This is a genomic window from Pseudomonas sp. ARP3, from assembly GCF_001029595.1.
Taxonomy (GTDB): domain Bacteria; phylum Pseudomonadota; class Gammaproteobacteria; order Pseudomonadales; family Pseudomonadaceae; genus Aquipseudomonas; species Aquipseudomonas rhodesiae.
In genome coordinates, this window is sequence record NZ_LEKF01000012.1 from 35,536 (window position 1) to 60,821 (window position 25,286).

General features: G+C 60.2%; 23 protein-coding genes. 8 read left to right on the forward strand and 15 right to left on the reverse strand.

Annotated features, from left to right (window positions below; genetic code table 11):
* The 4 genes from ABX75_RS15305 to ABX75_RS15320 form a co-directional block, all read right to left on the reverse strand.
* Window positions 1-1,656 carry an AMP-binding protein gene (locus ABX75_RS15305; protein ID WP_047882235.1) on the reverse strand — a complete coding sequence of 552 codons (1,656 nt, stop codon included), beginning with the start codon at window positions 1,654-1,656 and terminating at the stop codon, window positions 1-3.
* An 85-nt stretch (window positions 1,657-1,741) separates the two neighbouring features.
* The gene (gene sixA / locus ABX75_RS15310; RefSeq protein WP_047882236.1) at window positions 1,742-2,191 is read right to left on the reverse strand and encodes a phosphohistidine phosphatase SixA; all 450 of its coding nucleotides are present in this window, start codon (window positions 2,189-2,191) and stop codon (window positions 1,742-1,744) included.
* Complete coding sequence (locus ABX75_RS15315) at window positions 2,188-2,535, reverse strand: DUF4389 domain-containing protein (protein WP_034096682.1); 348 nt, start codon at window positions 2,533-2,535, stop codon at window positions 2,188-2,190. Before ABX75_RS15315 ends, sixA begins: the two co-directional genes overlap by 4 nt.
* A 10-nt stretch (window positions 2,536-2,545) precedes the next feature.
* Window positions 2,546-3,571, reverse strand: coding sequence for an NAD(P)H-dependent glycerol-3-phosphate dehydrogenase (locus ABX75_RS15320; RefSeq protein WP_034112718.1), 1,026 nt, complete (start codon window positions 3,569-3,571; stop codon window positions 2,546-2,548).
* A gap of 195 nt (window positions 3,572-3,766) precedes the next feature.
* Here ABX75_RS15320 and ABX75_RS15325 point away from each other — a divergent pair, with 195 nt between their 5' ends.
* The 5 genes from ABX75_RS15325 (at window position 3,767) to fabB (ending at window position 10,717) form a co-directional block, all read left to right on the forward strand.
* Entirely contained in the window at window positions 3,767-5,887 is a 2,121-nt protein-coding gene (locus ABX75_RS15325) for a TonB-dependent receptor (RefSeq protein ID WP_323156847.1), read from the forward strand.
* 1 nt (window position 5,888) lies between these two features.
* Window positions 5,889-6,818 (forward strand): ABC transporter substrate-binding protein, encoded by a 930-nt coding sequence (locus tag ABX75_RS15330; RefSeq protein WP_047882238.1) that lies wholly within the window; start codon window positions 5,889-5,891, stop codon window positions 6,816-6,818.
* The gene (locus ABX75_RS15335; RefSeq protein WP_034096679.1) at window positions 6,815-8,716 is read left to right on the forward strand and encodes an ATP-binding protein; all 1,902 of its coding nucleotides are present in this window, start codon (window positions 6,815-6,817) and stop codon (window positions 8,714-8,716) included. The genes ABX75_RS15330 and ABX75_RS15335 overlap by 4 nt, the downstream gene beginning before the upstream one ends.
* A 253-nt stretch (window positions 8,717-8,969) precedes the next feature.
* Complete coding sequence (gene fabA / locus ABX75_RS15340; protein ID WP_010211704.1) at window positions 8,970-9,485, forward strand: 3-hydroxyacyl-[acyl-carrier-protein] dehydratase FabA; 516 nt, start codon at window positions 8,970-8,972, stop codon at window positions 9,483-9,485.
* 11 nt (window positions 9,486-9,496) lie between these two features.
* Window positions 9,497-10,717, forward strand: a complete 1,221-nt coding sequence (gene fabB / locus ABX75_RS15345) for a beta-ketoacyl-ACP synthase I (RefSeq protein WP_034096678.1) — start codon at window positions 9,497-9,499, stop codon at window positions 10,715-10,717.
* A gap of 87 nt (window positions 10,718-10,804) precedes the next feature.
* On the opposite strand, the gene ABX75_RS15350 is transcribed toward fabB, so the two are convergent.
* Complete coding sequence (locus tag ABX75_RS15350; protein WP_047882239.1) at window positions 10,805-11,827, reverse strand: amidohydrolase family protein; 1,023 nt, start codon at window positions 11,825-11,827, stop codon at window positions 10,805-10,807.
* 141 nt (window positions 11,828-11,968) lie between these two features.
* Between ABX75_RS15350 and ABX75_RS15355 the strand changes: the two genes are divergently transcribed.
* Both ABX75_RS15355 and ABX75_RS15360 read left to right on the forward strand, forming a co-directional pair.
* Window positions 11,969-12,385 carry an OsmC family protein gene (locus ABX75_RS15355; RefSeq protein WP_047882240.1) on the forward strand — a complete coding sequence of 139 codons (417 nt, stop codon included), beginning with the start codon at window positions 11,969-11,971 and terminating at the stop codon, window positions 12,383-12,385.
* 64 nt (window positions 12,386-12,449) lie between these two features.
* A complete protein-coding gene (locus ABX75_RS15360; RefSeq protein ID WP_047882241.1) occupies window positions 12,450-13,316 on the forward strand; it encodes a pirin family protein in 867 nt (288 codons plus the stop codon).
* Between the two features lie 99 nt (window positions 13,317-13,415).
* Here ABX75_RS15360 and ABX75_RS15365 read toward each other — a convergent pair whose 3' ends face one another.
* The 4 genes from ABX75_RS15365 to ABX75_RS15380 all read right to left on the reverse strand — a co-directional run bounded on the left by ABX75_RS15365 (window position 13,416) and on the right by ABX75_RS15380 (window position 17,131).
* Window positions 13,416-14,144, reverse strand: coding sequence for a dienelactone hydrolase family protein (locus ABX75_RS15365; RefSeq protein ID WP_034096674.1), 729 nt, complete (start codon window positions 14,142-14,144; stop codon window positions 13,416-13,418).
* A 67-nt stretch (window positions 14,145-14,211) separates the two neighbouring features.
* Window positions 14,212-16,116, reverse strand: coding sequence for a molecular chaperone HtpG (gene htpG, locus ABX75_RS15370; protein ID WP_047882274.1), 1,905 nt, complete (start codon window positions 16,114-16,116; stop codon window positions 14,212-14,214).
* Between the two features lie 89 nt (window positions 16,117-16,205).
* Window positions 16,206-16,658, reverse strand: coding sequence for a PaaI family thioesterase (locus tag ABX75_RS15375; protein WP_034096673.1), 453 nt, complete (start codon window positions 16,656-16,658; stop codon window positions 16,206-16,208).
* Entirely contained in the window at window positions 16,655-17,131 is a 477-nt protein-coding gene (locus ABX75_RS15380) for a PaaI family thioesterase (RefSeq protein WP_034096672.1), read from the reverse strand. The genes ABX75_RS15375 and ABX75_RS15380 overlap by 4 nt, the downstream gene beginning before the upstream one ends.
* Window positions 17,132-17,289: 158 nt before the next feature.
* Here ABX75_RS15380 and ABX75_RS15385 point away from each other — a divergent pair, with 158 nt between their 5' ends.
* The gene (locus ABX75_RS15385) at window positions 17,290-17,532 is read left to right on the forward strand and encodes a hypothetical protein (RefSeq protein WP_017477534.1); all 243 of its coding nucleotides are present in this window, start codon (window positions 17,290-17,292) and stop codon (window positions 17,530-17,532) included.
* A gap of 83 nt (window positions 17,533-17,615) precedes the next feature.
* On the opposite strand, the gene ABX75_RS15390 is transcribed toward ABX75_RS15385, so the two are convergent.
* The 6 genes from ABX75_RS15390 to odhB all read right to left on the reverse strand — a co-directional run bounded on the left by ABX75_RS15390 (window position 17,616) and on the right by odhB (window position 25,264).
* Window positions 17,616-18,356, reverse strand: coding sequence for a DUF599 domain-containing protein (locus tag ABX75_RS15390; protein ID WP_047882242.1), 741 nt, complete (start codon window positions 18,354-18,356; stop codon window positions 17,616-17,618).
* A gap of 172 nt (window positions 18,357-18,528) precedes the next feature.
* Complete coding sequence (brnQ, locus tag ABX75_RS15395) at window positions 18,529-19,842, reverse strand: branched-chain amino acid transport system II carrier protein (protein WP_034096670.1); 1,314 nt, start codon at window positions 19,840-19,842, stop codon at window positions 18,529-18,531.
* 410 nt (window positions 19,843-20,252) lie between these two features.
* A complete protein-coding gene (gene sucD / locus ABX75_RS15400; protein ID WP_034096669.1) occupies window positions 20,253-21,134 on the reverse strand; it encodes a succinate--CoA ligase subunit alpha in 882 nt (293 codons plus the stop codon).
* On the reverse strand, window positions 21,134-22,300 hold the full coding sequence (gene sucC / locus ABX75_RS15405) for an ADP-forming succinate--CoA ligase subunit beta (RefSeq protein ID WP_034096668.1): 1,167 nt from the start codon (window positions 22,298-22,300) through the stop codon (window positions 21,134-21,136). The genes sucD and sucC overlap by 1 nt, the downstream gene beginning before the upstream one ends.
* A gap of 204 nt (window positions 22,301-22,504) precedes the next feature.
* Window positions 22,505-23,941 carry a dihydrolipoyl dehydrogenase gene (lpdA, locus tag ABX75_RS15410; protein ID WP_034096667.1) on the reverse strand — a complete coding sequence of 479 codons (1,437 nt, stop codon included), beginning with the start codon at window positions 23,939-23,941 and terminating at the stop codon, window positions 22,505-22,507.
* Between the two features lie 99 nt (window positions 23,942-24,040).
* Complete coding sequence (odhB, locus tag ABX75_RS15415) at window positions 24,041-25,264, reverse strand: 2-oxoglutarate dehydrogenase complex dihydrolipoyllysine-residue succinyltransferase (RefSeq protein WP_034096666.1); 1,224 nt, start codon at window positions 25,262-25,264, stop codon at window positions 24,041-24,043.
* Window positions 25,265-25,286: the final 22 nt, after the last annotated feature.

The following is a 25,286-nucleotide window of genomic DNA, read 5'->3' on the forward strand; positions in this document are numbered from 1 at the left end:
CTAATCCTGCCACACAATCGCTTCGGTGCGCTCGCTCCAAGCGTGCAAATGTGCGCCGTAAGTCGCTTCGATCACGTTGCGCTTGATTTTGAGGGTGGGCGTGAGAAAGCCGTTTTCCACGCCCCACACGCCGTTGACCACTACCAATCGGCTCAAGCGCTCATGTTTATCCAGCGTGGCGTTGATCTGTTGCAACCAACGCTCAAGGCTGCCTTGCAAAGTCGCGCGCGCTTCGCTCGGGGCCGCTTGCGACAACACGCACAGGCCCATCGGCGCCGCCAGGCCATCGCCGACCACGCACACCTGCTCGATCCGTGCATGCTCGGCCAGGCGGTTTTCGATGGGCGCTGGCGCGACGTATTTGCCCTTGCTGGTCTTGAAGATTTCCTTGAGCCGTCCGGTCAGGCGCAGGCGCCCCTCGGCATCCTGCTCGCCCTTGTCACCGGTACGCAGGAAACCGTCGGCGGTGAGGGTTTCGCGGGTTTTATCCGGGTCTTTGAAGTAACCGAGCATGGTGGCCTCGCTGCGCACTTGCACTTCACCGGCGGGGTCGATGCGCACCTCGACGTCGGGGCATGGGGTGCCGATCCAGCCGATGGTCTGCTGGCCGGGGCGGCATACGTGGGAATAGCCGCAACTTTCGGTCATCCCGTACACCTCCAGTACATCCAGCCCGAGGCGCCGATACCAGTGCAGCAGAGCTTCGGGCACTGGCGCCGCGCCGGACAGCGCAACGCGCAGCGCGTCCAGCCCCAGGCCGGCAAGGACCTTGCGGCCTATACGCGGCCCGATAAACGGCAGGCGCAATAGCCTATCCAGGCGGCGCGGCGGCACCCTGGAGTAGACACCCAGTTGGAATTTGCTCCAGATCCGCGGTACGCCGAACAAAGCGGTCGGCCTCGCCCGGCGCAGGTCGGTTAGAAATGTGTCGAGGCTCTCGGCGAAAAATACCGTTTGCCCGGTGTAGATCGCCGCCAATTCCACGAACATCCGCTCTGCCACATGGCACAGCGGTAGGTACGACAGCAACCGATCGCCCTCCCCCAGGCCGAACAGTTGCGTGCCACGGGTGGCGGCAAACCCCAAGGCGCCGAAGCTGTGCATCACGCCTTTAGGCAGGCCGGTGGTGCCGGAGGTGTAGATGATGGTTGCAAGCGCCGTGGCATCGGGCGTCGGATCGTCCTCAATCGGTGCGCAGGCTTGTAGATCGGCCCAACTGAAATCGAACACGCCAGGCGGGCACAACGGCAGACTGATGGTCGGCACGCCGTGGGGCACGCCAGGCGCCATGGCGGGCCAGTCGTCGAGCTTGCCGACCAGCACCAGCGCCGCCTCGGAATGGGTCAGCACATGGGCGACGGAATCAGCGGTGAGATTGGGGTACAGCGGCACCGAAACGTGCCCGGCCATCCAGATCGCCAGATCGGCGATGATCCAGTGGGCGCAGTTTTTCGAAATCAGGGCAATGTGCGAGCCGGGGGGCAACGCCCGCTCACGCAGCCATTGGGCGGCGCGGCGGGCCTGCTGGCCCGCGTCCGCCCAGGTAAGGCGCTGCACCTCGCCGCCGCCCAAGGGCTGCACCAGAAACGTCTTGTGTGGGTGACGGGTTTCTCGCTCGAATAACACCGGTAGCGGCAAACGAACAGCGACAGGCATGGAACGCGCTCCTCTGTGGTCCGACTATAACCAACCAAGCACTTGCTCGGCTGACTATAGAGCACCCACAAAGAAGATCCATCCCTTAAGGATTTTTTAAGCTCACCAGGCTCATCAGCCCCGCCAACGCAAATTCGCCCTCCAGCTGCGCCAGGCTGGCGGTGTACATCGGCTGCGGCTGGCGCGAATGGCCGTGTTGCAGAAAGCTGATCAGATTGCCCACCAACGGTTGATGACTGACCAGCAGTACGTTGTCCTCAGCCTCCAGATGCGCCAGCACTTGCTCTGGGCTGCCCTCGGGTGTCAACCACGGCACCGTGCGAATGTCCGGCACAAAACCCAACGCCTCGCGCACCAGTCGGGCGGTCTGCTGTGCCCGCACGTAGGGGCTGGCGATGATCGCGTTAAGGGGCTGACCGATCAGGTGCGCGGCGCTGCGCAATACTTCAGCGCGGCCACGCTCGGTAAGGTTGCGTTCGGCGTCGGTGCGCGCATGGGCCTCGGCCTCGCCGTGGCGCAGAATCCACAGCTTCACAGTTTCGGCTCTTCGTCGCGGACCGGGTGCGGCGCCGGTGGCACGCTGTGAGCCGCTTCGCCTTCGGGTACGCGCGGTGCCGGCCAATCAGCGAACGGCCAAGGCTTTTGCTCGGTATGGAAACTGCCGAAACGACCGATCTGCGCCAGGAACTGGCTGAGGCTGTCGCCGACATTCATCAAGCCGAGGTTCGGCGCGCCGTAGATCAGGCGATAAATCAATTGCACCACCACCAGCACACCGAGGAGGAACTGCGCCACTTGCCAGACCAGGGCAAACACCAGCATCCACAGGATGCGCAGGCCGATGGCTTCATACTTGGGGGCTGCTTTCGGATCGTTCATGGTGCGTTCCTCAGTTGAAACCACTGGTGGAAATAAAGTCGACGTCGGTTTTGGGCTCGGCCCGCATCAGCAGTTCGATGACCTGGTTCAAGGTGCGCCCTTCGAACAGGATCGCGTGCAACCCGGCGACCAGCGGCATATACACACCCGCCTCCTGGGCCTTGGCCTTGAGCACTTTGAGCGTGTTGACCCCTTCGGCCACTTCGCCCAGGCGCGTGACGGCCTCATCCAGGCTCAACCCCTGGCCGAGGGCGAAGCCCACTTGGTAGTTGCGGCTCTTGGGCGACGAGCAGGTGACGATCAAATCGCCCACGCCGGCCAGCCCGAGGAAGGTCATCGGATTGGCCCCCTGATTCACCGCGAAGCGGGTCATCTCCGCCAGGGCGCGGGTGATCAGCATGCTCTTGGTGTTTTCGCCCATGCCCAGTGCCACCGCCATGCCGGCGATGATCGCGTAGACGTTTTTCAACGCGCCGCCCAGCTCCACGCCAAAACGGTCGCTGCTGGCGTAGACCCGGAACGTGCGGCCATGCAACACCGCCTGGACGCGCTCGCACAGCGCTTCGTCGTCACTGGCCACCACGGTGGCGGTCAAGGCGTGCTCGGCCACTTCCCGCGCCAGGTTCGGCCCAGATAGCACGCCGATGCGGGCCTGGGGCGCGATTTCTTCGAGGATTTCGCTCATCAGCTTGAAAGTCTGCGCCTCGATGCCCTTGGTCAGGCTGACCAGCATCTTGCCCGCCAGGCGTTCGGCATGGGGCGATAGCACCGCGCGCAAGGCGCTGGAGGGCAGCGCGACGAAACACAGCTCGCAGTCTGTAAGAGTGGCCAGCAGATCGGTGACCGGCTCGACTGCCGGGTGGATCTTGATGCCTTTAAGGTAGCGCGGGTTTTCCCGGTGTACACGGATGGCCTCGGCCTGCTCGGGATCACGCATCCACTGGCGCACCGGGTGGCCGTTCTCCGCCAGCAGGTTAGCCACGGCGGTACCGAAACTTCCGCCTCCCAGGACCGCAATAGGGCGCTGTTCAGTCATATGCAATCCGTTAATCCATACCAGTGGCGATGGCGGCATTATACGGAGCGACCCGCTTGCGGCCAGCCCCCGTGTCAATTCGCGCGTTTGTCGGAAAATGCCATAGCGGCATGACGTAATTACGGGCGCGACGAATGGCAAATGGCCGCGCCTCAGTTAACATGGGCGGCTATCCGTCATTATCAAGGCCGCACCGTGTATCTGGGCCCTCCTCCGCGCTCCTCTCTCTTGCTGATGCTGTTGTGCAGCAACGCCGTGCTGGCCGACGATCTATTCCTCGACAGCCAGCCGCTGCCGCAGGTATTGACCGCCACGCGCCTCAAGCAATCGGCCGCCGCCGTACCCGGCAGCATGACGGTGATCGACAGCGAGTTGATCAAGGCCAGCGGCGCGCGGGACATCAGCGAACTGCTGCGTCTGGTGCCGGGCATGATGGTCGGCTACACCAGCGGCAATCAGGCGGCGGTCAACTACCACGGCACCAGCGCCAGCGACGCGCGGCGCATGCAGGTGTTGATCGACGGCCGTTCGGTGTATCGCGCGGGTCTGGCCACCGTGGACTGGAGCGACATCCCGGTGGCCATGGAGGATATCGAGCGCATCGAGGTGTTCCGCGGCCCCAACACCGTCAGCTATGGCGCCAATGCACTGATGGCGGTGGTCAATATCCTCACGCGCTCCCCGGCCAACAGCCACGGTTCGCGGGTCAAGGTGATTCGCGGCGAGCGCGGCATCAACGACTTCTATGCCAGCCAGGGCGTGGGTTGGGAGACCGGCGATCTGCGCCTGTCTTTGTCCGGGCAACAGGACGACGGCTTCGACAACGACGCCGCCGGCGCCGACCGCCGTGACGGCCGACGCCTCAACCGCTTCAGCCTGGCGGTCAGCCAGACGCTGAATGCGCAGCAAAGCATCGACTGGCAATTGGATGCCAAGGAAGGCACCAATCAGCGTCCATATACCTACAGCCCGGTGTTCGCCGGCATCACCGAAGGCGGTAATAATTCTGACGTTACCGCCAAGGACTACGCCGCTTCCCTGCGCTGGAATGTCGATTTCAACCCCGAACACAGCCTGTACATCCAAGGGTCGGCCCAGCAATGGGATCGTCGGCAAATCTGGAAAGCCTGCGACGCCAAGGTCTCGTTCAGCCCCGAGCTGACCCAGCTGTGGCAATTGAACCCCAACTACGCGGAAAAACTGGCCCGGCATATGGAGGTCTACAGCCAAGGCAGCGCACCACCGGGCAGTGCCGCCGAACAAGCGCTGGCCAATCAGGTGTTGGATCAATGGCGCAACGGCGCCAACCAGAGCGTCTGCGGCGATATCGACCAAAGCACCCGCGAAAGCCGCTACGACCTGGAGCTGCAGGACACGCTGAGCCTGTCCGACAGCCTGCGCCTGGTCAGCGGCATGAACTACCGCTACGACCGCGCCGACTCCGACACCTACTTCAACGGCACCCTGGACGACACCACCTGGCGCCTGTTCGGCCAATTGGAATGGCGCGCCAGCGAACATTGGCTGCTGCAGGGCGGCGCCATGTATGAAGACACCCACCTGAGCGGCAATTCACTGACACCGCGGGTGGCGGTCAACTATCTGATCAACCCGCGCCATGGCCTGCGCGCCGTGTACTCCGAGGCGATCCGCTCGCCGGACATGTTCGAGAACAACGTCAACTGGAGCTACCGCGTCACCAACCTGAGTTCCCCGGCGTTTGGCCAGACCTCCGCGCAATACTTCGTCAAAACCCGGGGGCCGGGTAACCTCGACAAAGAGCGGATGCGCTCGCGGGAACTGGGCTATAACGGCTTCTTCGCCGACATCGGGTTGAACATGGACGTAAAACTGTTCTATGACGAAATCACCGACATGATCAGTTCGCCGTTGCGCAATAACCAATACATCGCCAGCAACGCCAACAGCTCGCGCTTTACCGGCGCCGAATCTCAGTTCGACTGGCGCGTGAGTAACGCCGACCGCCTGCGGCTGACGTATGCGTATGTCGATGCCAGCGCCAGCAACCGGTTGGACAAAGCGCAAACCGCGCGCAACAGTGGCTCGGCCGGCTGGCTGCGTGAATGGGGGCATGGCTGGTCCAGCGCGCTGTTCTACTACGGCGACGATGCGCTCAACCAATACCGCTTCGAACGGGTCGACTTGCGGGTGGCCAAGCGCATCGCGTTGGGCAAAGCCAATGTGGAGCTGGCCGGCATGTTGCAACAACGCCTCGACGACCAGCCGACCACCTGGGCTGATAACACCTACGACCAGCGCCATGTGCTGTATTTCAGCGCAGAGTTAGAGTTCTAGCATGGCAGGCCCGTCACGGATGACTTCCCTTTCTATCCATAAGCTCTGGCGCCATTGTGCGCTGCTGGCGTGCCTGCTGCTGGCGTCGCCGACGTGGGCGGCCGAGATCCTGCTGACCGCCGCCGAAGACAGTGACGGTGTGCATGCTTTCACCCAGGCCCTGGCCCAGCAACGTCCCGAAGACCACGTAACGTTCACCCCGCTCAAAGACTTACCCGCCCCCGGTCGCGTGCCTGCCAGCACGCGCCTGATCCTGCTGGACTTGGCCAGCCTCGATTGGCGCCTGCAAGACAACATGGGCCCACCGACACTGGTGCTGCGTATCAGCCGGTTGCAGGCTCACCAGCGTCCTGGCGCCGCCCAGCATCCGCGCGTGAGCTTGCTGTGGAGCGATCCGCCTCTGGAACGGCAATTGCGCCTGATTGCCAGCATCCTGCCGCGAGCCCGCCGCATCGGTGTGCTTTACGGCACCGAGAGCGAGTTCCTGCTGCCGGAACTGCGCCAGCATGCGGAGCCCCTGGACATGACCATCGTGCCCCAGCGCTGGGACACCATCAGTGACAGTCGCCCGCTGCAAAACCTGTTCAGGAATAGCGACGTACTGCTCGGCCTGGATGACCCGCAGCTGTACAACCCGAAAACCGCGAAAAACCTGTTACTGAGCAGTTATGCCCAACAATTGCCATTGGTGGGCCCAAATGCAGGATTCGTGCGGGCCGGCAGCTTGGCCAGTACCTACAGCGACCAGGCCGATTGGCTGGCGGTGCTGGACCGCCTGCTCGACCACGCCCCGGCCAACTGGCCGCGCTCGCTGTATCCGGACCACTTCAAAGTCGTGGGCAACCCGCAAGTGGCGCGCTCACTGGGCATCGAACAGTTCGACGAAGCCAACGTCGCCGCCCGCCTGGCCGAAGGAGAAAAACGCCCATGAGCCTGCGCCGTCGTTGGGGCATCAACACCCGCACCCAGCTCATTACCTTGGGGCCGGCGTTGCTACTGACGTTGCTGTTGATCAGCTTCTTTACCTTCGTGCGTATCCAGGACTTGCGCCAGGAGCTGGATCACACCGGCCAATTAATCGCCAACCAACTGGCCCCGGCCACCGAATACGGAGTGATTTCCGGCAACAACGATGTGCTCGAAAGCCTGCTGCGCGCCACCCTGGCAACGCCCCATGTGCGTTTTCTGGAAATCCAGGACAGCGCCGAAAATATCTTGGTATATGTCGAACAGCCCTCGGAAAAACATGACCGCTCGCTGTCGGTGAAAGTGTTCCAGGCGCCGATTCGTCTGCAGCACATTCAGCTGGGCAATGACTTTTTCCAGGACAACCTCACCGAGCCGAAGGCCCCGCGCGCGGATTATCTGGGCCGGGTCATTGTCGGCATGTCCAACGATGCGTTCAGCCAACGCCAGCAGGAAATCCTGTTCAAGGCCGGGATTCTCGCGCTGTTCACGCTGCTGTTTACCTTCTTGCTCGCCCGACGCCTGGCCGCCAGCCTTTCCCAGCCGATCAGCGCCATGGGCAACGCCGTGAAGGCCATTCAGCAAGGCCAGTACAAGACGGCTCTGCCGATTGTGGACGACTCGGAACTGGGTGACTTGTCGCGGCATATCAACAACCTGGCCGAAGGCCTCAACCAGGCCAGCCGCGAACAGCAGCAAGCCATGGCCCAGTTGATCCAGACCCGCGAAGAAGCCGAGCGCGCCAACAATGCCAAGTCGGATTTCCTGGCGATGATGAGCCACGAATTGCGCACGCCGATGAACGGTGTACTGGGCATGCTGCAATTGCTGGAAACCACCGAGATGACTGAGGAGCAGACCGAATACGCGGCGCTAGCCTCCGAATCCACCGAGCATCTGCTCAAGGTGATCAACGATATTCTTGATTTTTCGCGCATCGAACGCGCGGCTCTGGAACTGGAACATATTCCGTTCAACCTCACCGACCTGATCAACAGTTGCGCCCAGGCCTTCCAACATAGCGCCCAGCAACGAGGGCTAGCGCTGCGCTTGCCGATCCCGCCGGGTATGGACGCACTACGGGTGCGGGGCGACCCTACGCGTATCCGCCAGATTCTGGTGAACCTGATCGGCAATGCGCTGAAGTTCACCGAACACGGCAGCGTCAGTGTCGAGCCGCACTGGCAGACCCTCGACCATGAACTGGTGTGGTTCACCTGCACGGTGCGCGACAGCGGCATCGGGATTTCCGCCGAACGCCTGGAATTGATGTTCGACGCGTTCCAGCAAGCCGACAGTTCCATTTCAAGACGTTACGGCGGCACCGGCCTCGGCCTGCCCATCGCCCGCACACTGGCCGAACGCATGGGCGGCACCCTGCGCGCCCAGAGCGAAGAAGGTCGCGGCTCGGTGTTTACCCTGGAAATCCCTCTGGCTATTGATCAGCAGAGCCTGCCGTCCATCGCCCCGGATGCCGAACGTAAAAATAGCGCTGGCGAAGGGCGCCATGTGCTGTTGGTGGAGGACAACCCGGTCAACCGCACGGTGGTCGAGGCCATGCTGCGCAGTCTGGGGTTTGAGGTGAGCCTGGCCACCGACGGCGCCGAGGCGATACGCAGCGCCGAGAGCCTGATTTTCACCGCGATCCTGATGGACTGCCGACTGCCGCTGATCGACGGCTACGAAGCCACCCGACAGATTCGCCAGTTACCCGGCTGCGCCGATTTGCCGATCATTGCGCTCACCGCCAATGCCTTGCAGGGCGACCGTGAAGCCTGTCTGGCGGCCGGAATGAACGATTACCTGGCCAAGCCGTTCAAACGTACGGATTTGCAGCATGTCCTGCAGCGTTGGGTGCAGTAATACGGCCTTATCAGCCAACTGCGACTGGCGTGAAAGGCGAAAGTGCGGCAGTCTTAGGCACCCAAACGGGCCCTTGAACGGGCCCGGTTTAAAATTTCAGTGAACAAGTGTACATTCAGTACCTTGACGCTGTGACTTTCACTACAACGCAATAGTCTATGTGTAGGCTGCCGGCCTGAGTGAGGCATGAACGCTTCAGTCGGTTCGGGAAGATTTGCCCTACCCTGCCGCATGGGATTATTGAGGAGCTCGCATGACCAAACAAAACGCCTTTACCCGGGAAGACCTGCTGCGCTGCAGTCGCGGTGAGCTGTTCGGCCCAGGTAACGCGCAACTGCCCGCCCCTAACATGCTGATGGTGGATCGCATCACCCATATCAGCGAAGAGGGTGGCAAGTACGGCAAAGGTGAATTGGTCGCCGAGCTGGATATCACCCCGGACCTGTGGTTCTTCGCGTGCCATTTCGAAGGCGACCCTGTCATGCCGGGCTGCCTGGGCCTTGACGCCATGTGGCAGCTGGTCGGTTTCTTCCTCGGCTGGCAAGGCCTGCCGGGCCGCGGCCGCGCCCTGGGTTCGGGCGAAGTGAAGTTCTTCGGCCAGGTCCTGCCGACCGCCAAGAAAGTCACCTATAACATTCAAATCAAGCGCGTCCTCAAGGGCAAGCTGAACCTGGCCATCGCCGATGGTTCGGTGAGCGTCGACGGTCGCGAGATCTATACTGCCGAAGGCCTTCGGGTCGGCGTATTCACTTCCACTGACAACTTTTAAGGGTTATCCGCATGCGCCGCGTCGTTATCACTGGTCTGGGCATCGTTTCTTGCCTGGGCAATGACAAAGAGACCGTCACCGCTAACCTGCGTGCAAGTCGCCCTGGCATCCGCTTCAACCCGGAATATGCCGAAATGGGTCTGCGTAGCCAGGTTTCCGGCTCCATCGACCTGCCCCTCGAAGAACTGATCGATCGCAAGATCTACCGCTTCGTCGGCCACGCCGCCGCCTACGCCTATCTGGCCATGAAAGACGCCATCGCCGACTCCGGCCTGAGCGACGACCAGGTTTCGAACGTGCGCACCGGCCTGATCGCCGGCTCGGGCGGTGCATCCACCCTTAACCAGATGGAAGCGCTGGATATCCTGCGCGAAAAAGGCGTGAAGCGCGTCGGCCCGTACCGTGTCACCCGCACAATGGGCAGCACCGTTTCGGCCTGCCTGGCCACGCCGTTCCAGATCAAGGGCGTGAACTACTCGATCTCCTCCGCCTGCGCCACCAGTGCACATTGCATCGGTACCGCGGTCGAGCAGATCCAGCTGGGCAAACAGGACATCGTCTTCGCCGGCGGCGGTGAAGAAGAACATTGGAGCCAGTCGTTCCTGTTCGACGCTATGGGCGCGCTGTCCACCCAGTACAACGAAACTCCGGAAAAAGCCTCCCGAGCCTACGACGCCAAGCGTGACGGTTTCGTCATCGCCGGCGGTGGCGGCATGGTGGTGGTCGAGGAGCTGGAACACGCTCTGGCCCGTGGCGCCAAGATCTACGCGGAAATCGTCGGCTACGGCGCCACTTCCGACGGCTACGACATGGTTGCGCCAAGCGGCGAAGGCGCCATCCGCTGCATGCAGATGGCCATGTCCACCGTGGATACCCCTATCGACTACCTGAACACCCACGGCACTTCGACCCCGGTCGGCGATGCCAAGGAAATGGAAGGCGTGCGTGCGGTATTCGGCGACAAGGCTCCGAAAATCAGCTCCACCAAGAGCCTATCCGGTCACTCCCTGGGCGCCGCCGGCGTTCACGAAGCGATCTACTGCCTGCTGATGATGGAAGGCAACTTCATGGCCGGCTCGGCCAACATCGAAGAGATCGACCCGGTCGTCGCCGATATGCCGATCCTGACCAAGACTGTCGAGAACGCCAAGATCGACACCGTGATGAGCAACAGCTTCGGCTTCGGTGGCACCAACGCCACCCTGGTGCTGAAGCGCTGGCAGGGCAAGTAAGCCCTGTAGGTTGTTCCCATAAAAAAGCCCCGACTGGTTCGGGGCTTTTTTATGGGCTTCGGAAAATCCTGGTGCAGGTACGGGGGCTCAAGGAGCGCCGTCATCTTGATTGCTCTTAGGCAGCACGGCCAGGAAGTTATCCCGCGCCACTTTACGGGCCACCGCTTCAGGCAGCGCGTCAAGAAAGGGGTCGAAGCGGTGCATTTCCTTACCCAGCTTATTGAAGCGTCCGACGACGTCAGAGCCCAGCATAAAGCGCTCCGGGAAACGCTCCACCAGGGCCACCCACTCAGGCCGTGGCTTGCCCGCCTCGTCCAGCAGATAAGGAGTGAGCATGCTCCAAGACAAATCCACATACAGGTTGGGGTACGACTCCAGCAGACGGCTCAAGGTGGGCAATAGAAAGTCCATCTGCACCTGATGCCGGTGAATCTCTTTGCTGGTACCGGCATGCGCCCAGATAAACCGGGTGTGCGGGTGGTTGCGCAGCGGTTCTTCCACTTCGGCCAGGTACAGCGGGTTGCGCTCGCGCTTGGAGGTGATGTTGGAATGCAGCATCACCGGCAGGTCGTTTTCGGCGGCCAGGTGATAAATGCGGGTCATGGCCTCGTTGTTAGCGCGCGGGGTGTCGCCGGACGTCAGGGCCGTCAGATCATCGTGACGTGTGAACACCTCGCCGATGCCCTGCCACAGCCCCGGATTGAGGTCGAGCATGCGCTGGATATGCGCGTCGGAGTTTTTGTCATTGGGGTTGAAGCCAGACAGAAACGGGTGAAAGTGCCGGCGCTGGGCCGGGGTCAGCTTGTTCACCGCGGCCGCCACGATCACATCGGTGGCGCTGTACCAGTAGGCATCAGCATCATCGCCAGCGTAGTAGCGTGGGCGCTTGGGTTCGTCTTCATGCCATTTCTTGGCCACGGGTATGCCAGAAATCATCACATGCTCGATGCGATTTTCCGTCATGGCCTTGAGCAGTTTGTCCATGCCCGCGCTTTCTTGAAAGAAATCCACGTAATGCAGGTGCGCATCGCTGTAGGCATAGTCGCGCGCCTCCAAGGCGGTGCTGCTGCAGGCGACCAACAGGGCAAGACTCAAGCGGGTCCAGGGCACGGTAAGCTCTCGATAGGCGTGGGATACAGGTAGACCCTGCCCTCCCTTGCCGGGTTCATACCAAAAAAAGCAGGAACACCTAAGTGCCAGCATGCTCTATAACTGCATGACCTTCATCCTGCCATCCCTGTGAGGTTTGCCATGTCTGTTATCGTCAATACGCTGAACACCGAAAACTATCGCCACAGCGTCAATATCAATCACCACGAGCTGTTTACCGACCTGCCCAAAGACCTGGGTGGCGACGACTCTGCGCCCTCCCCCCACGATTATTTCGACGCCGCGCTGGCCTCGTGCAAGGCCTTGACGGTCAGGCTCTACGCGCAAAAAAAAGATATCCCGCTGACCGGTGTCACCGTTGAAGTGACCCACGAGGCCGCCCAAGAGCAAAAAGGCCGCTATACGCTCAACGTCAAGCTGACCCTCAAGGGCGTGCTCAGCGACGCTCAGCGTGATGAGCTGCACCACGTGGCCGATCGCTGCCCGGTCCACAAACTGATGACCACCGCCGACATCAACATCGAGACCACCCTCTCCGAAGGCGCCTTCAGCCAATAGCGGCAAGCTCCTGTCGAGCGGGTTATGCTCAGCGCATTCCAACCCGCTCAGACAGGGATGCACCATGACCACCCTCACCGTGATTCGCCCGCGCCAGGAAGATGTCGAGGGCCAGCCGATTCTGCGCCCGCTACCGTCGCGAGACTGCCGCAGCGTCGGGCCATTCGTTTTCTTCGATCATATGCTGCCGACTCGCTATGCCCCCGGCACCGGCATGGATATCCGCCAGCATCCGCACATCGGGCTTTCTACCCTTACCTACCTGTTCGAGGGCGAACTGCAGCACAAAGACAGCCTGGGCTCCGATCAAGTGGTGCAGCCGGGCGATGTCAGTTGGATGACCGCCGGCAGCGCAATTGCCCACGTCGAGCGCACACCCGAGGCGCTCAAGGCCAGCGGTTTTACGCTGCATGGCCTGCAAGTGTGGCTGGCGTCCCCCAGGGACCACGAAACCGGGCCAGGCCATTACAGCCATCACCCGGCGGCGAGTTTGCCAGTCAGCGACGCACTGGGCGTGCAGATCCGCTTGATTGCCGGCACTGGCTTCTGCCTTAAGTCACCGGTGCCCGTACTGTCGCCCACGTTGTATGCCGATGTGCACATGCAAACGGCCACCACGCTGCTGATCCCCGATGAGTATGAGGAACGCGCCGTGTATGTGCTGGCAGGTGACGCGCAGCTCGATGGCGAACCGTTGCAGGCGCATAGCCTAGTGGTATTGCCGAAGGGAGAGACGATGACGTTGTCTGCCGAATCCGACTGTCATCTGGTGGTGTTGGGCGGAGCACCGCTGGATGGACCGAGGCGGATCAATTGGAATTTTGTCGCGAGTGATCCTGCGGTGATCGAGCAAGCCAGGCAGCGTTGGGCGGCTGGGGATTGGCCAACGGTTGCGGGGGAATCGGAAAGGATTGAGTTGCCTGGGAGATAGCCATCGGGGGCGAGCCCCCTCCCACACATGATCGGATTCAGATCGTCAAAGTGTTGGAGGGGGTTCGCCCCCGATAACGCCGGAACAGGCGCTGAAAACTCAGCCTTTGAACACCTCATCCAGCAAATTATGCATCGACTGGAAGGCCCGCGCGGCAGTCTTCGCGTCGTACATCATCTTGCCCGGCACATTGGCGTGCGGGTCGGTGAAGGAATGCACCGCACCGCCGTAGCTGAGCAACTGCCAATCCACACCAGCGGCGTTCATTTCATCATCGAACGCCGGCAACTGCTCCTTGGGCACCAAGGGGTCCGAGGCGCCATGCAGCACCAGGACGGAACCTTGGATGTTCTTGGCATCCGACGGGTTTGGTGTGTCGAGGGTGCCGTGGAACGACACCGCAGCCTTCAACGGCGCGCCGGTACGGGCCAGCTCAAGGGTGCAGCATCCGCCGAAACAGAAGCCGAACGAAGCGAGCTGGGAGGTATCCACTGCCGCCTCGGTCTGGGCCTGCAGTTGGTCGAGAGCAGCCTGCATGCGCTTGTTGAGCAACGGGCGATCATTCTTCAACGGCATCATCGCCGCACCGGCCTCATCGGCATTGGACGGGCGCACGGTTTGCCCATACAGGTCAGCAATCAGCACCACATAGCCCTTGCCGGCAACGGCCTTGGCAATTTCTTCGGCGCCGGCACTGACGCCCATCCAGTTGGGCGCCATCAACAGACCCGGCAGCGGGCCTTTTTGGCTGGCGTCGAACGCCAGGCGGCTTTCATACGGCAGGCCATCGATCTGATAGACCACGGAACGCACGGTGACTTGGCTCATCATTGACTCCGATTAAGGTGCACTGGAACGAAAAAACCCGCCGAAGCGGGTTTTTCCTACAACGTTGTTAAACCGACAGTTCAACCAACAGCTTGTTCAGTCGGCGCACATAGGCGGCCGGGTCTTTCAAGCTGTCGCCGGCGGCCAGGGCTGCCTGGTCGAAGAGGATATGCGACAGGTCGCCAAAACGCTCTTCGTTCTGCTCGCCGTCGAGCTTCTCGATCAACGGATGCGCAGGGTTGAATTCAAAGATCGGCTTGGAGTCCGGCACTTTCTGCCCGCTCGCCTCAAGGATCTGACGCATTTGCATGCCCAGGTCCTGCTCGCCGATGGCCAGGATCGCCGGGGAATCGGTCAGACGGTGGGAAACCCGTACTTCACTGACAGCTTCGCCCAGGGCGGTCTTGATGCGTTCAACCAGGCCTTCTTTGGACTTGGCCACTTCTTCAGCGGCTTTTTTGTCCTCTTCCGAATCCAGGTTACCCAGGTCCAGGTCGCCACGGGCCACGTCGACGAACGACTTACCGTCGAACTCGCTGAGGTAGCTCATCAGCCACTCGTCGATTCGATCGGTCAGCAGCAGCACTTCGATGCCTTTTTTACGGAAGACTTCCAGGTGTGGGCTGTTTTTGACCTGAGCGTAGGTTTCGCCGGTCAGGTAGTAGATCTTGTCCTGCCCTTCCTTGGCGCGTGCCAGGTACTCGGCCAGGGACACCACTTGCTCGCCGTCTTCGCCCTGAGTCGAAGCAAAACGCAGCAGGCCAGCGATTTTTTCCTTGTTGGCAAAATCTTCCGCCGGGCCTTCTTTCATGACCTGGCCGAAGTTTTTCCAGAAGCCTTTGTATTGCTCAGGCTCGTTCTTCGCCAGTTTTTCCAGCATGTCGAGTACGCGCTTGGTCAGCGCCGACTTCATGGAGTCGATGATCGGGTCTTTCTGCAGGATTTCCCGCGACACGTTCAGCGACAAGTCGTTGGAGTCGACCACGCCTTTGATAAAGCGCAGGTACAACGGCAGGAAGGATTCCGCCTGATCCATCACGAATACGCGCTGTACGTAGAGTTTCAGGCCTTTCGGCGCTTCACGCTGGTACAGGTCAAACGGCGCGCGGGCCGGCACGTAGAGCAGCGAGCTGTATTCCAGCTTGCCTTCAACCTTGTTGTGGCTCCAGCTCAGCGGGTTTTCGTAATCATGAGCTATGTGCTTGTAGAACTCCTGGTACTCCTCGTCCTTGATCTCGGTGCGAGGACGGGTCCACAGGGCGCTGGCGCGGTTGACCACTTCCCATTCCGGGGCCGGGGCTTCTTCGCCTTCGGCGGCAGCTTGTTCTTTAGGCAGCTCGATCGGCAGTGCGATATGGTCGGAGTACTTTTTGATGATATTGCGCAGGCGCCAGCCATCGGCGAATTCTTCTTCACCGGACTTGAGGTGCAACACGATGCGAGTACCGCGGTCTGGCTTGTCGATGGTGGCGATTTCAAATTCGCCCTCGCCTTTCGACGCCCAGTGCACGCCTTCGCTGGCGTCGAGGCCGGCACGACGGCTAAACACTTCAACCTTATCGGCGACAATAAAGGCCGAGTAGAAGCCCACGCCGAACTGGCCGATCAGGTGCGAATCCTTCTTTTGGTCACCCGACAGGTTCTTCATGAAATCGGCAGTGCCGGATTTGGCGATGGTCCCCAGGTGGGTGACCGCATCGTCACGGCTCATGCCGATACCGTTGTCTTCGAGGGTGACGGTTTTGGCGTCCTTGTCGAAGCTCACGCGGATTTTCAGTTCGGCGCCACCTTCCAGCAACTCGGGCTTGGACAGGGCTTCGAAACGTAATTTGTCGACAGCGTCAGAGGCGTTCGAGATCAATTCGCGAAGGAAGATTTCCTTGTTGGAATACAGCGAATGGATCATGAGGTGCAGCAGTTGCTTCACCTCGGTCTGGAAGCCCAGGGTTTCCTTTTGAGTTTCCACACTCATGGTCATCAAACTCCAATTGGATGGCAGTGGCCCCGACCTTTAGGGTCGGCGGCGGGTTGTCATCAAAGTTGGGGGCTAAGACCAGGATTTCAAGGGCGACTCGCCTCCTCGATCTTGAAATGCGCACGGGCCGTGGCAATCGGCTCTGCCGCCGTGCTTTGCCACGCGGTGATCGCCACATTCGCCACACGCCGCCCCTGGCGCCACACCTGACACGTGGCGTAGGTGTCGCGGAACTGACCGGCACGCAGGTAATCCAGGGAAAAGTCGATGATTTTCGGCAGCCCCGGCGCCCCGGTAAACACCAGCAAGTGCAACGCTGCGGCCAACTCCATGAACCCGGCGATCACTCCGCCGTGCAGGGCCGGCAAGATGGGGTTACCAATGTTGTCTTTGTTGGCCGGCAGGCGAAACAGCAATTCATCGCCCAACCGTGTGCATTCAATACCGATCAATTGGGCATACGGAATCCCGTCCAGCAGCGCCGTATAGTCACCGCGCGTATGGGCTTGTTCGAGGCGTGTTTTGAATCGATGACTCATGCCTGCGCTCCCTTGATCGTATCGCCCAGCCCCTGCGCGCCCTTGAGGCGCTTGCCCATGCGCATAAACGTGCCCACCACATGGGCGATGGGTTGCTGCGGGTCATCCTGATAGGCGAAGCCACGGGTGAAGATCACGTCGGTCGTGACTCGGTAGCACTGGGCGAAGCCATACACCGGCTTGTGAGGTGCGGCCGGATGCATGTAATCGATGCGTAGATCGAGGGTCGGGCACACCTCGAATTCCTCCAGCACACATAGAGTCGCCATGCCGCAGGCCGTGTCCATCAAGGAGGTCAGCGCACCGCCGTGGATCACGCCGGACTGGGGGTCACCAACAATCGCCGGGCTGTAAGGCAAGACGAGGGTCATGCCGTCCCGATTGGCCTCGTGCACGGTAATGCCCAGTACCTGGCAATGACGTAACGCCGAAACGAAGCGTCGGGCACGTTCTAACAGTGAGTTTTCGGTCATTCGGTCTAGACTCTTATTCGTGTTAATCCGCGGAGTATGTGGTGCGGGCCAAAGTTCCTTGCAGGGTGCGGTTTATATATCTGCGTAATTAAAGGAACTAATGCTGAACCCTCAGGCTCGAAAGGCCAGTAGATATCTTCAATAAGGAGAAACACCCCATGCGCAAGACTTTAGCTATTTCCATGATGCTGGCCGCTGCCCTCGGTCTGGCTGCCTGCGACAAGAAATCCGAAGACAAAGCCCAAGACGCCGCTGCACATTCTGAGCAAGCTCAGAAAGATATGGCGAAGGCTCAGGATAAAGTGAACGACGCTGCGAAAGAAAACGCCGATGCTGCCAAAGCTCAGGCCGAATCCAACGAAGCCGCCGCGAAAGAAGCAGCACCTGCCACCGGTTCTTGAGACCTGGCTTGAATTAGCAGTGCTGCAAAAAGAAAGCCCGCTTATATAGCGGGCTTTACTTTGTCCGGCATTTAACTAGATGGCTAAGACACCGCCTCCTTCGTCGGCTCCGGCAATGGCGTGTCGGTTGGGGTATACACCATCACTTCCAATACGTCGGAATGAAACTCTCGGCGATACAGCACGAACACTACGCCGGCGCTCATCAACATGAACAACCATGGGCTGACAAACCACGCCAGCATGGTCATGCCGAAGTAATAAGAACGCAGGCCGAAGTTGAACTGGTTGGCCGCCATGGAGATCACCCGCGCCGCCCTCAGTGCGAAGGCTTTACGCTCCTGTTCGGACACATGTCGCTCGCCGATCATCGGCGCCGACCCCACCAGCACCGCCGCAAAATTGTATTGGCGCATGCACCAACTGAAGGTGAAAAACGCGTAGACAAACACCAGCGCCAGGCACAGCAATTTGATTTCCGACATGCCCTGGGATGCCTGTTGTACCCAGGGGATATCCGCCAGCAACGACACGGCGCGTTCGGAGGCGCCGAGCACCGTGAGAATACCGGCGAGGATGATCAAGGTACTGGAGGCGAAGAAGGAGGCATTGCGCTCCAGATTGCCGATCACGCTGGCGTCGGCGATACGGTTGTCCCGCAGCAGCATGCGCCGCATCCAGTCTTCGCGATACAAGTGCAACACACTGGCCAGGCACGCGGTGTCTCGCGCCTTCCAAGTGGCATAACGGGTATAGCCGCCCCAACACAGCACGAACCACAGGGCGGCAAGCAAGTGGATCTGATTGGCTTCGACGAATGACATGAGGGTCCTGTTAGAAGGTGAATGGTGGCGCGATGCGCTCCAACGTTGGGAGGGAGCCAGCCCTTCCCACATTGATCCAGTTGCAACTTTAGAAGCTGCGCTCTCATAAAGCATAAAAAATGCCCCGTATCGATTGATACGGGGCATTTCAATAATCCTCAAAGCGGGCGCTTTATGCGATGGCTTCGCTGCGCTTGCCGAGCAGACGGTCAATCACCACCGCCACAACCAGGATCATCACCGACGGCACCAACCAGGCCAGGCCCTGCTCGCTCAGCGGCAGGTTAGCCAACTGCGCCGGCAGCCAATCCGCCAAGCCCGCGCCCTTGAGGGCATCGATGCAGCCGAAGATAAACGACACCAGCATCACCGGCCCAACAATACGCCCTTGCTCCTGCCAGAAGCCTTTGCAGAAGCTAAGAGCCACCAACACGATGCAGGGCGGATAGATGGCGGTGAGTACTGGGATCGAGAAAGCGATCAGCTTGGTCAGGCCCAAGTTCGACACAAACAAGGAGAACAGCGCCAGGATCACCACCAGGGTCTTGTAGGACAGCGGCAGGATGCGGCTGAAGTACTCGGCGCAGGCGCAGGTCAGGCCCACCGCCGTCACCAGGCACGCCAGGGAGATCAGCACGGCCAGGAAACCGCTGCCCAGAGAGCCGAAGGTATGCTGCACGTAAGCATGCAGTACCGCAGCGCCGTTGCTGGCCCCAGCGGCTACCGCATGGCTACCCGAACCGAGGCGGAACAGGCTTACATACACCAACGCCAAGCCCACACCCGCGATCAGGCCGGCGATGATGGCGTAACGGGTGATCAGCTTCGGCGATTCAACACCACGGGAGCGAATCGCATTGACGATGACGATGCCGAACACCAGCGCGCCCAGGGTATCCATGGTCAGGTAACCATTGATAAAACCCTGGGAAAACGGCGCAGCGACATATTCCGGGGTGGCGACACCGACGTCACCGGCCGGCAGCGCAAATGCGGCGATGCCCAGCACGGCCAGCGCTATGATCTTCAGCGGCGCGAGGAAACGCCCCACGGTATCCAGCAGGCGCCCTGGATACAGGGACACAAAGAACACCACCAGAAAGTACACGGAGCTGTAGAGAAACAGCGCTAGAGGGCTTTCGCCAGTCAAGGGCGCAAGGCCCACTTCAAAGGACACGGTCGCCGTACGCGGCGTGGCGAACAGCGGGCCTACCGCCAGATACGCCGCTGCCGCCAGCAGGCCACCGGCGATTTTGCCGATTGGGCTGCTCAGCGCGTCCATGCCGCCACCGACTTTGGCCAGCGCGATTACGGTGACCACCGGAAGGCCGACCGCAGTGATCAGAAAACCCAGTGCCGCCATCCAGACGTTAGGTCCGGACTGCAAGCCAACGATAGGCGGGAAGATGATGTTGCCGGCGCCCACGAACAGGGCAAAGGTCATAAAGCCCAACGCCAGGATATCCTGGCCTTTCAACACTTTCATTTAAGGAAATACCACACTGCTGAATCGGAATTTAGAGAGGGATTCCCTGTGGATGAGGGAAATACCGGCGGCCCTTTTGGGGACCGACCGTTCCAGCGCGAAGCGTCCTTTTGGGATGCGGGCGCATAAAGAGGCGGCCAGAGTACAGAATTAGGGCGACAAACGCACTGTTGCGGGGCGAACTGTCCGATAAGCGACATCACGATGTCGCATTTTCGTACTTAACTTGGCAATACGAACACATGTGGGAGGGGGCCTGCCCCCGACGGCGGTGTGTCAGCCAATGATTGCGTGGCGGCCCCATTGCCATCGGGGGCAAGCCCCCTCCCACATTGGTCGAAGACATCCAAGAAGCACAAAGGCCACCCGAAGGTGGCCTTTGTGGGCGGAGCGTCAGTTAAGCGCGAGGCTTACTTGACAGCCCAACCGGTCAGCTCGGCCAGGGCCTTGCCGATGTCTGCCAGCGAACGCACGGTTTTCACGCCTGCGTCTTGCAGCGCAGCGAATTTCTCGTCTGCAGTGCCTTTGCCGCCAGAGATGATTGCGCCCGCATGGCCCATGCGCTTGCCAGCAGGGGCAGTCACACCAGCGATGTAGGAAACAACTGGCTTGGTCACGTGTGCCTTGATGTAGGCAGCCGCTTCTTCTTCAGCCGAACCGCCGATCTCACCGATCATCACGATCGCTTCGGTCTTCGGGTCTTCCTGGAACAGCTTCAGGATGTCGATGAAGTTGGAGCCTGGGATCGGGTCACCGCCGATGCCGACGCAAGTCGACTGACCGAAACCGGCGTCAGTGGTCTGCTTCACAGCTTCGTAGGTCAGGGTGCCGGAACGGGAAACGATACCGACTTTACCTGGCAAGTGAATGTGACCTGGCATGATGCCGATCTTGCATTCGCCTGGGGTGATCACACCTGGGCAGTTAGGGCCGATCAGGACTACGCCCAGTTCGTCGCACTTAACTTTAGCGTCCAGCATGTCCAGGGTAGGAATGCCTTCGGTGATGCAAACGATCAGCTTGATGCCGCCGAATGCCGCTTCCAGGATCGAGTCCTTGCAGAAAGGAGCCGGAACGTAGATCACGCTGGCGGTGGCGCCAGTGGCAGCTACAGCGTCTTTCACGGTGTTGAACACCGGCAGGCCCAGGTGCTCGGTGCCGCCTTTGCCTGGCGTTACGCCGCCAACCATCTGGGTGCCGTATTCGATGGCTTGCTGGGTGTGGAAGCTACCTTGCGAACCGGTAATACCCTGGCAGATAACTTTGGTGTCTTTATTGATCAGGACGCTCATTATTTGCCCTCCGCAGCTTTGACAACTTGTTGAGCAGCGTCGGTCAGGCTGGTAGCCGCGATGATGTTCAAACCGCTTTCTGCCAGTACTTTAGCGCCCAGTTCAGCGTTGTTACCTTCAAGGCGAACAACAACCGGGATTTTAACGCCGACTTCTTTCACTGCACCGATGATGCCTTCGGCAATCATGTCGCAACGAACGATGCCGCCGAAGATGTTGACCAATACTGCAGCGACGTTGGCGTCGGACAGGATGATCTTGAAAGCTTCGGTCACGCGTTCTTTGGTAGCACCACCGCCCACGTCGAGGAAGTTGGCTGGTTTGCCGCCATGCAGGTTGACGATGTCCATGGTACCCATGGCCAGGCCGGCACCGTTGACCATGCAACCGATGTTGCCTTCCAGGGCCACGTAGTTCAATTCGAACTTGGCAGCGTGCGCTTCGCGCGGATCGTCTTGCGACGGATCGTGGAAAGTCTTCAGCTTAGGCTGACGGTACATGGCGTTGGCGTCGATGTTGATCTTGGCATCGAGGCAGTGCAGATCGCCGTCAGCCTTGATCACCAGCGGGTTCACTTCCAGCAGAGCCAGATCGTGATCCTGGAACAGTTTGGCCAGACCTACGAAGATCTTGGCGAACTGGGCAACTTGCTTGCCTTCCAGGCCCAGCTGGAAAGCCAGCTCGCGACCTTGGAACGGCTGAGCGCCAACCAGTGGATCGATGGTGGCTTTTAGAATTTTTTCTGGGGTTTCGTGAGCGATCTTTTCGATGTCCACGCCACCTTCGGTGGAAGCCATGAACACGATGCGACGGCTCGAACGGTCAACGACAGCGCCCAGGTACAGCTCTTTAGCGATATCAGTGCACGATTCAACCAGGATCTTGGTGACTGGCTGGCCATTGGCATCAGTCTGGTAAGTCACCAGACGCTTGCCCAGCCACTGCTGTGCGAAGGCCTTGGCGTCTTCTTTGTTGCGAACCAGCTTAACGCCGCCCGCTTTACCGCGACCACCCGCGTGGACCTGGGCTTTGACAACCCATTCGGTACCACCGATTTTGTCGCAAGCTTCTGCTGCTGCTTCCGGGGTGTCTACTGCGTAGCCCTTGGATACTGGCAGGCCGTATTCAGCGAACAGCTGCTTACCCTGATACTCGTGAAGATTCATGCTTTTTACCGTCTTCGTTAGGTACTGCGCATTCGGCGCTGCGCTCATTATGAGTGCCGCACCACCTGTGACTGCTGCTTGCGCAACTTGCTGGGCTTATGGCCCGTAAAGCTGCGCAAGGCTGCGTCCAGCGGATATTCCGCGGTGAGTCTTGCGCGCAAGGCTCACGACGGGCAACTCCGCCGTGGTTTCTTATTATCTCGCTTAGCGCTTCTTGCGGTTGGCGATGTGGATGGCGCCGCCATTCACTGCCAACGCGGCTTCGTGCAACGCTTCGGACAGGGTCGGATGGGAGAAGACCATCATGCCCAGGTCCTCGGCACTGGTGCCGAATTCCATACCGATTGCGCCCTGCTGAACCAGTTCTGCTGCGCTTGGGCCAATCACGTGGACGCCCAATACACGGTCAGTCTTGGCATCAGCGATGACTTTGACAAAACCACCGGTGTCGTTGGCTGCCATGGCACGGCCAGAAGCGGCGAACGGGAAGGTGCCGACGTTAACTTCAACGCCTTCAGCTTTCAACTGCTGTTCGTTCTTGCCGACCCATGCAATTTCCGGGTGGGTGTAGATAACCGATGGAATCAGGTCGTAGTTCATCTGGGTTTTGTGGCCCTTGATGCGCTCGACAACCATGATGCCTTCTTCGGAAGCCTTGTGCGCCAGCATCATGCCGCGCACCACGTCACCGATGGCGTACACGCCTGGAACGGTGGTAGCGCAGTGATCGTCAACGTGGATAAAGCCACGCTCGTCGATGTTCACGCCGCTGTCGGCCGCCAGCAGGTCGGTCGTCACTGGACGACGGCCCACGGCCACGATCAGCTTGTCGAAGGTGATGGTTTGTTCGCCATCTTTGTCGGTGTAGGTCACGACCACTTCTTCGCCATTGACCTTCGAGCCGGTCACGCGAGCGCCCAGCTTGATGTCCAGGCCCTGTTTGGTCAGGGTCTTGAACGCTTCCTTGGAGACTGCGGTATCGGCAGCCAGCAGGAACGTGTCCAGAGCTTCCAGAACAGTCACTTCAGCACCCAGACGGGACCATACCGAACCCAGCTCCAGGCCGATCACACCAGCACCGATCACACCCAGGCGCTTAGGCACAGCTTGGAATTCCAGGGCGCCGGTCGAATCAACGATCACGTTGTTGTCGACTGGAGCAGGCGGAATGTCGATTGGGCGCGAACCTGGGGCCAGGATCACGTTTTCAGCTTCGATCACTTCAACCGAACCGTCAGGCTTGGTGATTTCGACTTTCTTGCCGGCCAGCAATTTGCCGTGGCCTTGCAGGGAAGTCACGCCGTTGGCCTTGAACAAGGTGGCAACGCCGGAAGTCAGGCCTTTAACGATGTTGGCTTTACGGCCGACCATTGCTGGCACGTCCATGGTCACGCCGGCGTGGTTGATACCGTGGATCGCGAAGCCGTCTTGGGCTTCGTGGAATTTCCAGGAGCTGTCCAGCAGCGCCTTGGAAGGAATGCAGCCAACGTTCAGGCAAGTACCGCCCAACGCCAGTTTGCCTTCCTTGTCAGTGTATTTTTCGATGCAAGCAGTCGAGAGGCCCAGTTGTGCGGCCTTGATGGCGGCAACATAGCCGCCAGGGCCCGCGCCAATCACTACAACGTCAAATTTCTGCGACATGAAAAAAATTCCTCTATTCAGCGACAAGCTTCAAGCGACAAGCTGCAAGCCAAGCTGCTTTTTCCTACAGCTTGTAGCTTGCAACTTGCAGCTGCGTCTTTAGATATCCAGCAGCAGACGAGCCGGGTCTTCCAGCAGGTTCTTGATGGTCACCAGGAAAGTCACGGCTTCTTTACCATCGATCAGGCGGTGATCGTAGGACAGTGCCAGGTACATCATCGGGCGGATCACGACTTGGCCGTTGATGGCCATCGGACGCTGGATGATGTTGTGCATGCCCAGGATCGCGGCTTGTGGCGGGTTGACGATCGGCGTCGACATCATCGAACCGAAGGTACCACCGTTGGTGATGGTGAAGGTACCACCGGTCATCTCGTCGATGGTCAGCTTGCCGTCACGGGCTTTCTTGCCGAAGGTGGCGATGCCGCCTTCGATTTCAGCCAGGCTCATCAGTTCGGCGTTACGCAGGACCGGAACCACCAGGCCACGGTCGCTGGACACGGCAACGCCGATGTCTGCATAGCCATGGTAGACGATGTCGTTGCCATCGATGGAAGCGTTGACTGCCGGGAAGCGTTTCAGCGCTTCGGTGGCCGCTTTCACGAAGAACGACATGAAGCCCAGGCGCACGCCGTTGTGAGACTTCTCGAACAGGTCTTTGTACTTCGAACGCAGGGCCATGACTTCGGTCATGTCGACTTCGTTGAAGGTGGTCAGCATTGCCATGTTCGACTGGGCTTCAACCAGACGCTTGGCCACGGTGGCACGCACGCGGGTCATCGGTACGCGCTTCTCGGTGCGGTCGCCGGCGGCGAACACAGGAGCAGCGGCAGCCGGGGCAGCAGGCTTGGCAGGTGCGGCAGCTGGAGCGTTTTTCTTGGCTTCAACCGCAGCAACCACGTCTTCCTTGGTCACGCGGCCGTCTTTGCCGGTGCCTTTGATGGAAGCCAGGTTGATACCGTTTTCTTCAGCCAACTGGCGCGCAGCCGGTGCAGCGATCGGGTCTTCAGCACCAGCGGCCGGAGCGGCAGCTGGAGCCGAAGCAGCAGGTGCAGCAGCCGGAGCAGGTGCAGGTGCAGCAGCGCCGCCCTCTTCGATCGAGCCCAACACCTGGTTGGACAGGACGGTAGCGCCCTCCTCGGCAACGATTGCGCCCAGCACGCCGTCAGCTTCGGCCAGCACTTCCAGCACGACTTTGTCGGTCTCGATGTCGACGATCAGGTCGTCTCGCTTGACAGCTTCGCCTGGTTTTTTGTGCCAGGTGGCAACGGTGCCATCGGCAACCGATTCCGGGAATGACGGGGCTTTGATTTCGATAGCCATTATCTGTGGGTCCTTAAAATTC

Coding starts and splice junctions, on each gene's coding strand:
- ABX75_RS15375 (WP_034096673.1), bottom strand. CDS start 16,658: ATGAGTCATCGATTCAAAACACGCCTCGAACAAGCCCATACGCGCGGT.
- sucC (WP_034096668.1), bottom strand. CDS start 22,300: ATGAATCTTCACGAGTATCAGGGTAAGCAGCTGTTCGCTGAATACGGC.
- ABX75_RS15380 (WP_034096672.1), bottom strand. CDS start 17,131: ATGACCGAAAACTCACTGTTAGAACGTGCCCGACGCTTCGTTTCGGCG.
- fabB (WP_034096678.1), top strand. CDS start 9,497: ATGCGCCGCGTCGTTATCACTGGTCTGGGCATCGTTTCTTGCCTGGGC.
- ABX75_RS15360 (WP_047882241.1), top strand. CDS start 12,450: ATGACCACCCTCACCGTGATTCGCCCGCGCCAGGAAGATGTCGAGGGC.
- ABX75_RS15355 (WP_047882240.1), top strand. CDS start 11,969: ATGTCTGTTATCGTCAATACGCTGAACACCGAAAACTATCGCCACAGC.
- ABX75_RS15305 (WP_047882235.1), bottom strand. CDS start 1,656: ATGCCTGTCGCTGTTCGTTTGCCGCTACCGGTGTTATTCGAGCGAGAA.
- fabA (WP_010211704.1), top strand. CDS start 8,970: ATGACCAAACAAAACGCCTTTACCCGGGAAGACCTGCTGCGCTGCAGT.
- ABX75_RS15315 (WP_034096682.1), bottom strand. CDS start 2,535: ATGAACGATCCGAAAGCAGCCCCCAAGTATGAAGCCATCGGCCTGCGC.
- ABX75_RS15365 (WP_034096674.1), bottom strand. CDS start 14,144: ATGAGCCAAGTCACCGTGCGTTCCGTGGTCTATCAGATCGATGGCCTG.
- ABX75_RS15320 (WP_034112718.1), bottom strand. CDS start 3,571: ATGACTGAACAGCGCCCTATTGCGGTCCTGGGAGGCGGAAGTTTCGGT.
- sucD (WP_034096669.1), bottom strand. CDS start 21,134: ATGAGCGTCCTGATCAATAAAGACACCAAAGTTATCTGCCAGGGTATT.
- lpdA (WP_034096667.1), bottom strand. CDS start 23,941: ATGTCGCAGAAATTTGACGTTGTAGTGATTGGCGCGGGCCCTGGCGGC.
- htpG (WP_047882274.1), bottom strand. CDS start 16,116: ATGAGTGTGGAAACTCAAAAGGAAACCCTGGGCTTCCAGACCGAGGTG.
- ABX75_RS15390 (WP_047882242.1), bottom strand. CDS start 18,356: ATGTCATTCGTCGAAGCCAATCAGATCCACTTGCTTGCCGCCCTGTGG.
- ABX75_RS15335 (WP_034096679.1), top strand. CDS start 6,815: ATGAGCCTGCGCCGTCGTTGGGGCATCAACACCCGCACCCAGCTCATT.
- ABX75_RS15330 (WP_047882238.1), top strand. CDS start 5,889: ATGGCAGGCCCGTCACGGATGACTTCCCTTTCTATCCATAAGCTCTGG.
- ABX75_RS15385 (WP_017477534.1), top strand. CDS start 17,290: ATGCGCAAGACTTTAGCTATTTCCATGATGCTGGCCGCTGCCCTCGGT.
- brnQ (WP_034096670.1), bottom strand. CDS start 19,842: ATGAAAGTGTTGAAAGGCCAGGATATCCTGGCGTTGGGCTTTATGACC.
- odhB (WP_034096666.1), bottom strand. CDS start 25,264: ATGGCTATCGAAATCAAAGCCCCGTCATTCCCGGAATCGGTTGCCGAT.